The sequence below is a fragment of the Pseudoalteromonas sp. CO348 genome, from assembly GCF_004208845.1.
GTDB lineage: Bacteria > Pseudomonadota > Gammaproteobacteria > Enterobacterales > Alteromonadaceae > Pseudoalteromonas > Pseudoalteromonas maricaloris.
In genome coordinates this window covers 173,532-181,776 of sequence record NZ_SGPI01000038.1, presented here as the reverse complement: position 1 = coordinate 181,776, position 8,245 = coordinate 173,532, and the positions used below count along the sequence as shown (strand labels likewise).

The window sequence follows — 8,245 nt, the reverse complement described above, 5'->3', positions numbered from 1 at the left end:
TTCAAATCTCACCAAAGTAGGAGCAGGTTAATCCTGCGAGCTTTTGTTAAAGATCGCCACGTGAAGTGGCTCCTACGAAAAGGCGATCTGGTTTAGCAAATATTCAAATCTCACCAAAGTAGGAGCAGGTTAATCCTGCGAGCTTTTGTTAAAGATCGCCACGTGAAGTGGCTCCTACTAGACTAAACTGCGCACTATTGTTTGGGGATCGCATTTCCTTTAAACGACACTTTGATATTCGTCACTTTACTTAAGTCATAAAGCTGTGGATTTTTCAGCTTAATTGACCAAGTGGTAAACGGAGTTGGTTTAAAGTAATTAATCGCATAATCGTTTGCTATTGCACCACTGGTGATTGGATCTATGCGCGTCGTTTCACTATCTAACAGCTCGTAACTTACCAATCGGTATAACGACTCTGCACTAAATTGATAGGGTTGCCCTTTAAACCTATCTTGATATGAACCACTAGATCTTACTTCGATATCATAGCGCTGGTTCTCATTTAACCCAGAACCTTCTAGTACAACATTGACCTCGTCTAATCTAACTCGATCAAACTGGGAAAAATCAATATCTTCCAACGACAGCGTAAAACTCATTTCACCGTCTTGCGCAAAATCCAGCAATTGCTGCGGCGCATCTAACTCTTCTATGGTGAGCATAAAATCTTGAGGTCGAGGGTTAAAACGCAATAATGACGCGGCCTCTTGTTCACGTAGTAAAGCTAAGTCGTGACGGTATTCTTGATAACTTTGATTAAGGCTTGGTGTCACTATGGTGTCATCAAGAGACCAGTAGCTAAATGCCGCCTGATAGTTTGTTAATGCAACAAATATCGGACGTTTTAGATTATTCAGAGTCCGGAATAGCTGTTCCTCCATGTCCTGAATTTCATCTAGACTGTTTTGATTATTTTGTAAAAATGCATCTATACGATTGATCTGTTTAAGCTTTGCATCAGCGGTGATGCGCAAATCTATCTGTCTAGATTGCTCCTGGGCAATATCAATCTCTACAGCAACTATTGCCTTACCATGATTAATCAACTTTTCGATAGCAACAAGGTAGTCACTTGCACCATCAATGTCTTCATCTATGGCCTTTTTCATTTGTGCCTTAGCAGTTATCAAAAATTCGTCCCAAATTCGATTTGCCTCTTCTTTGGTCGGAATGAGTGAATTAAGACGATTGAACTCTTGTGCAAGCTCACTACTAGAAAACGGATCAGCGGTTTTTTGCGATAACACGTTTAACTGGCCGCTAACCGTTTGTACTTTATCCATTAATGACGCGATATCATCAATTTTGGTTTTTAACTCATTGATCTCTTGGATTGTGGCGGGCAAGCTCGCGACCAAGTCTTTCAGACCGCTGGTGTCACCCCCAGCAGCACCCGCAAATGCAGTGCCCGCACTAATTACGGTTTCAAGTACTTTAAGCCCAATTTCAGTGATTTTATCTAGTTTGTAGTCCAAAATTCCTTGTTGAAACTCGACCCCAGAATAGAAGACATTATTTTCTTGTCCGCTGAATGATGCTTTTTGTTCATCAAGTGTTTTTACCAAGCTCGTCAGTTGCTCAACAGAGCGAGAGATAATTCGTTGCTCAGCAGATGCAACGTCGAATAGGTTATCCTGCATCAAAGTGAGATCTTGGCGTTTGTTTTCTAAACTTCTGCCTTGTTGCTGAAAATTATTGTAGCTATCCTGATATGCTTCCATCGCGTCAATATATGCTTTAATCGTTAACTCATAAAAGTCGCGGGATAGGCTAGGCACATAGTTTTTGTTAAGTGTTGCGTACGACAAAAACTGTTTAAAGTTAGCCAGCTGCAAGTAAAAATTCTTTGCTTGAACGGAAGATTCTCTAACATCATGAGCTGCGTTTAAAATAGATTCAGGCCAACTCAACATCTCAATACTCAACGCTGGATTTTGATCATAGATAGAAGCCGCCATATCGAATGACTTTTCAAATGCATCTAAAAAGTACTCTTTATGCACAGAGATAAGTGACGTTAACGCTGGCGAAACAGGCGTTGCAAACTTATTGCCTTGTATTACCTGATATAGCGTACCAAACGAATCCGGTGCAATACTAAAGCGTTCAATTTCACCATCACTTGGCGAATGAGCTGTGATTATATTGATATTGGCCTCAACTTTATCAGCCATAAATACCAATGTTGATGCTTGAGCACTTTGGGTGTCTAAATTGATACTCACCGTACCATTACCCATTATTTTACGTGCAACGATAAAAATTCGTTTGTTTGGTGCATCGAAAATCATGTTTCGGTCGATTTCTACCGTGTCAGCCGCAATGACGATAGTATTATGATCTCTTGCACTGGAAAGCACGTCATTCAAATTTACATGTAAGGCCGAGACCAAATAATTTTGTGTGTCTATCTGTTGTTGATTTGAAGTCGTAACGCTCGGTAGGTTTTGACTTAGCTCAAGATTATATAGCTCGTTCCAAGTCGCAGCTTGGCTCGAAAAAGCGCAGCCAATCAACAGGCTGAGTAAAGTTGGTTTCATAGTAACTCCTTGTTGCAACATAAAACACCAACCTATTGAGCGCTCTATGAGAGTAGATCGCTCAATAGCTGTTGATTTATGATGCTAAAAATTCAAACTTATTGATGTTTACTGCTGTGATGTAGGCAGGTAGGCATTTTGTAGAAACGTCCTTGCTTTGTCTGCAATGTCTTTCCATGAGTTGCTGGCATTGCTAGCAAGAGGTGAAGAAACGATCCCTGCAACAATCACGTTGGCATTACGTAAAGCATTTTCACTGTCTAATTGAGTCAATACATCTCGAAGAGACTTCATATCTCCATACAAAGACTGCCAGTGCACTTGAACTTTGCGTACATTAATCAGCGCAGTTTCAATTTTTTCGTTCATGCCTTCCACTTGACCTTTGGCAATTTGATAAGAGGCCGCTAGACTCATCGCGTGAGCGAGTTCCTTATTCGCCGTCTCAATTTGAGATTCTACTTTATTAATCTCGCTCTTTACTTCCTCTAACTGAGCACCTTGGATACTACCGCCAATGATTAGCCCAAGTATGCCGCCAAGACTACTTAAGCCAATACCGGTTTTTAAATCACTCTTTTCATCATTCAGATCGTTAAGTCGTCGTTGTAATGTGCTAATTCGGTCACGTATATTAGCTGGCTGGTCTTTGTTTAAAATGTCCTCAAAAGTGCCTTCTAGTGTATTTAATTGTCCAGAGTGTGTAGTTAAATCTCCTTGAAAGGAAACAAGTTGATCTACCACTGATTGGGTTTTTGTTAGATTACCATCAACAAAATTCATGAAGGTGTTTAGAAATGAAATCGCTACTTGTCTGCTTTGCTCAGCAGCTTGCAAATCTCCGCTTAGCGACGCGTTATGTAGCTTTGTTAGTTCATCAATAAATGGTTGAATTAGCAATACATGGGTATCGGAGTAATTCGCTAATTTTGTCGCAAGATCAATGATGCTAGGATAAAGCTTATGATTCCAATTCTGACCCGACGCATTGATTGATTCAAAGGTTGTCATCAGTGCAATGTAGTCGTTATTTAGAGGCGTATCTACTGGATATCGCGTCGCACTTCTAAAGGCAGCTTCGTTATTAGGTAAACTAACAGCTGACTCAGCAAAAACTTGAATTGTATGCCATTGCTCCTGAGTAAGTAGGAAGTCATTCGACCCAACATCTATAAACAGCGGTGAACCTTCGATATCGCCTTGAAGTGTATCGTACATAATTGGTGAAATTTCTGGGACGTTGGTATTCGCCGTAGCAAGCTGACTAAGCCCAAATAGCTGTAGTGATGTTACGATAGCGATTGCGCTTTTCTTTAACTTAATTGATTTCATCTTTCATATTCCTTAATCAATCGGTGTTCTAACTGTTAAGTTGCACTAGACCTCTTTTGGTCTCTAAAGATGCAACTGAAGATAAAAGTGCATGTAGTTAAAATGTTAACCAGATGTACTTTTAATATTATTGATATAGGGACAATGAGAATGGAAGAATTTCTACACTTTCTAACAAATTGAGGGATTTAGTTGCATTTTCAATAACACTAAATAACATGGCATACAATCTACAAAATAACAAATTAAGTAAATGAAAGTTAACAAAAACGAGCTACAACCTAGCCATCCATAGCTATAGATGTAGAGGGTTTTGTTACAGACAGATAGTCAACAGTTTATTTTTACAGCTACTTTCGCTCAAAATTCAATCTCAATTAAATTGTTTCATAAAATCGAACTCAATGTTTCTACCGCTGTAAATGAGACGCACATTCTTTGTTGAAAAAATAAATTCAATCTATTATCAGCCATCTGATCTTAGTCAGAAAAATTAAATTAACAGCCCGTTAGCACAACCACTTAAAGTTATCTAAATGACTTAAAAATTCAAACAAGATTAAATCTAAAACGATTAAGGAGATTATCAATAACCACTTTTAGCTAGGTTGGGAAAGTGACGCTGAATTTGGTATAGACCATAAAGTACATTTCATTTATAACTATTAAAAATACATGTTTAATTTATGTAATATTTATGTAATTTTATTTAGGTGTGGCGGTCTTTATCTTATAAAGTAACGTGAAAAGAGAAGTCAAAATGAACAAACTAAGAAGAATGATGATATTTAAGGGGGTGGTAGAGTCAGGCTCACTGACCAAAGCCGCGGAGAAGTTATCTTTGTCTAAATCAGTGATCAGCCAACATCTCAAGAAACTAGAAGAAGAGATAGGAACACCACTATTATACAGAAACACACGAAGCCAATCATTGACCAACGTTGGTAAAGACTTCTATGCGTATTGCCTTGAAATCAGCCATTTATCAGAGTTAGCTTGGGAAAAAGCAAGATCTAAGCAATCAGTACTTGCAGGGCAGTTAACAGTGACAACATCCTATGCTTTGATGCAAACCATCGTTGCACCTGCACTATGTAAGCTGATTAAAACGCATCCTAAGATCCGCCTGAATTTAATTAATGAAGATCGCCCTCTCAATCTAGTGGAGCGGGGGATAGATCTTGCTGTTAGAGTGGGAAAAAGCACAGATGTGGAGCAATCACAGCAATATATTGGTTCATTTAGAGACGTTCTGTATAAAGCAAAGGACAGTGAATTTAACGACACCACCGCTCCTTACATTGCAAACTCTTGGGAAGGTAAAGTCACAAATTATGAATTTATCCATACCACACAAAATATCGTTAAACCGCTTTCATTCAAAGCACATCACAAAACCAATTCCGTTAGCGATACAATAGGGCTCATTGAAAGCGGTTTGGGTATCGGGTTAGTGCCAGAAATCATCGCATTTAATAATCATAACCTGGAGCGAGTAGATCCCGAATTCGAGCTGGAAAAAGTGGAAGTATTTTGTATTCATAAAGGTAGTACTGATGTACCAGCGACGATACGAATTGCGCAAAGTGCTATTAAAAGCTATATGGATGCTCATCAATTTGTATTGAAAAATGCTGCGATGCACTAGTGAGCGTCAGATGGAATGTTGTCCTCATTTGCGTTACTAAGAATCTACGTTATGCTTGCAGTAGTTTAAGAAAATTATTTCACTCTAAACATGAAGTTAAAGGAAAATCTATTCTCCCGTTGTGCCTTGGTATTTGGACTAATATTGTTTGCGATAGTGAGTCAAAGTACACAAGCGAAAATAACCATTGCGGTTGTAGGCAAAACTAAAAATGACACCTTTTATGAACAATCGTATAAAGGGTGTGTAGACTTTGCGAAACAACATCCAAATGTAGAATGTATCTACGATGGTGCAGACGACTATCAAGATTTTAGAACGCAAAGCCTTATTATTAACGAACTATTGAATGAAAAGGTAGATGGGTTATTAATATCAACTACCGATTCAAACTATCTCGTGTCCCGTTCACTCAAAAAGGCGAAGCAATTGAAGATCCCAGTGATCACTTTTGACTCTGACCTTTTAACAGAGCATAAAGATTACCGTCTCGCCTATGTAGGAACCGATAACTTTGCATTTGGTGTTGCACTAGGAGAAGCCGCCAAGCCTTATAAAAAGGCGGCGCTTCAATCGTTTTGTATTCAAACAGGTCATCACTCAACACCTAATTTAGATAAAAGAATTAAAGGCGTTAGATATGCACTCTCCACACATACAATAGATAACCTTACAAAAACAGAAAATGATCTCAAGCAGGGGTGGCAAGAGTACGAACGATGCCCACTTTATACTATGGGTAAACGAGAAGATGCGATAAGCCAACTATTGACCTTGCTAAGTTATGAAGCCCCCCCGATTTTTATTGCTGTAGCAGGCTTCGCCCAATTTCACTCTAATTATATTGAACGCGTATTGCCATACAAAGAGAAGATCAAAAATAACAATGCAGTGATCATTTCCGCAGATACAGAAGAGATGCAACTTAAAGCTTTGGAAAAGGGACTTTCAACAATCAATATTGGCCAAAACCCCTATGAAATGGGCCGAAAAGGAGCGGAATTGCTTTATAATACGATAGCGCTTGGCCAGACACCTTCCGAGGATAACTACTACTTAGACTTTCATTACTGCAACCAAACAAACACTCTTAGATGTACCATTAACCACTAGCTTTAATAACTTTGTTATACGTAGCCTTAAACTTCAGTCAAAATGACGGATAGGTTTCGACATCTATTTTCCACGCAAAAAAAACAATACTAAAGTAGTAATTCAAAAATCTATTTCGAGAAGTAAAACATCATAAAATCTGGTTTTTCGGTTATTCATTGACCGCCAACAAAAAAAATACGACAATGGTAGTATATCGAATGACGTTAATGTAAACAAAAAATTTACATTAACTCTATTTTATTGGAGTGGCTATGAAACTTAACTTTGCAACCTTAGCGTTAATGTCAGTTATTGGTACAGCAAGTGCTGCCGACAATTTAGTCGTTAACGGCTCGTTTGAAACATCAGGCAATATTTCTGGTGATTGGGCGTTATTTGATAATCTCCAAGGTTGGAGCAGAGAAGGTGCCAAATTCGAAATTCAAAAGCAAAGCCTTGGTATTATCGTACCTCAAGATGGCAATCAATACCTAGAGCTTGACTCGACTGCAAATTATACAATCTACCAGAATATCCCAACAATGGCTGGTAAAAAGTATAAAGTGAGTTTTTATTACTCACCTCGAGTAGTAAACAATGATTCAACTAATCGCGCACGTGCATGGTTTGGCGATAATACACTAGTAACGATGAATGCAACGACCCGTGGCTGGACAAAGTACGAGTATACGGTTGAAGCGACAGGTAGTTCGACGCAGTTACGTTTTCAGGGTTTAGGCACTTCTGACTCATATGGTGCGTTATTAGACAACATCGTCGTGACAGAAGAGGAGGAAGTTACACCTCCAGAGCCGCCAGTAACCTGTAAAGTAGGCGTGTATGGCATAAATAACTTTGGTGAAGACAGCAATAGCTACGTTTATAAATTCGACATGGTAAATGGTACCTATGAATACGTTGACGGCATCGCTAACACAGCCTCAAATATTGCTGCGCACCATGGCGCACTTTACTTTATGGAACAAAACGACAGTGCAACTAAGGCGTCATCACTTTGGAAAGTTTCATTAGATAGTGCAGAGCAGACTCTAGCTGCTAATGCGGTTTCATGGCCATTATACCGTTCAGCAGTAACGCCAGACGGTACTAAATTACTCGCAAGCAGCAAAACTTATCTTTATGAGTTTGACATGCAAACAGGCGCAAAAACAGTGCTTGGTAAACTAAGCTATGCAGGTGATGACTTCTCACATGGTGATATCGCATATTCAGCAGATACAAACGTGATTTACGTACTAACGGGTAAAGCACTTTACACGCTAGATAAAGGCGACATGACTTTAGATCTTGTTGGCGAGCATGGTGTAAATTGGGCATCAGGTTTAGCAGTAAACTCAGATGGCACATTATACGTGTCTGGTCGTAACTCAGGTGAAGACGCGAAGATCTACACATTAGACCTAAATACGGCACAAGCAACCTTTGTTATGGATGGCCCAGAGCACATCAACGACTTAACGTATGTAGCTAATTACTGCGAATAGGTCTAAAACAGCAATAAGCAAGGCGAGGGGAAACTCTCGCTTTTTTTGTTTATAGCCAAAGTAGTTGATTGTTTTATATTAGAAGATTAAGTTTGTAAAGACCTTAGCGAAGCCGCTTTGAT

Annotated in this window: 5 protein-coding genes; 3 read left to right on the top strand and 2 right to left on the bottom strand. The window is 39.1% G+C overall.

What is annotated here, in order from left to right; translation table 11 throughout:
• Positions 1 to 194: 194 nt before the first annotated feature.
• Complete coding sequence (locus EXT48_RS19895; protein WP_130165503.1) at positions 195 to 2,543, bottom strand: hypothetical protein; 2,349 nt, start codon at positions 2,541 to 2,543, stop codon at positions 195 to 197.
• Positions 2,544 to 2,651: 108 nt separating this feature from the next.
• A complete protein-coding gene (locus tag EXT48_RS19890) occupies positions 2,652 to 3,875 on the bottom strand; it encodes an alpha-xenorhabdolysin family binary toxin subunit A (RefSeq protein WP_130165502.1) in 1,224 nt (407 codons plus the stop codon).
• 760 nt (positions 3,876 to 4,635) lie between these two features.
• Here EXT48_RS19890 and EXT48_RS19885 point away from each other — a divergent pair.
• From EXT48_RS19885 to EXT48_RS19875, 3 genes are all read left to right on the top strand, one after another.
• Entirely contained in the window at positions 4,636 to 5,523 is an 888-nt protein-coding gene (locus EXT48_RS19885; RefSeq protein WP_130165501.1) for a LysR family transcriptional regulator, read from the top strand.
• Positions 5,524 to 5,679: 156 nt separating this feature from the next.
• A complete protein-coding gene (locus EXT48_RS19880) occupies positions 5,680 to 6,636 on the top strand; it encodes a substrate-binding domain-containing protein (RefSeq protein WP_239982175.1) in 957 nt (318 codons plus the stop codon).
• Between the two features lie 254 nt (positions 6,637 to 6,890).
• A complete protein-coding gene (locus EXT48_RS19875) occupies positions 6,891 to 8,123 on the top strand; it encodes a DUF642 domain-containing protein (RefSeq protein ID WP_130165500.1) in 1,233 nt (410 codons plus the stop codon).
• Positions 8,124 to 8,245: the final 122 nt, after the last annotated feature.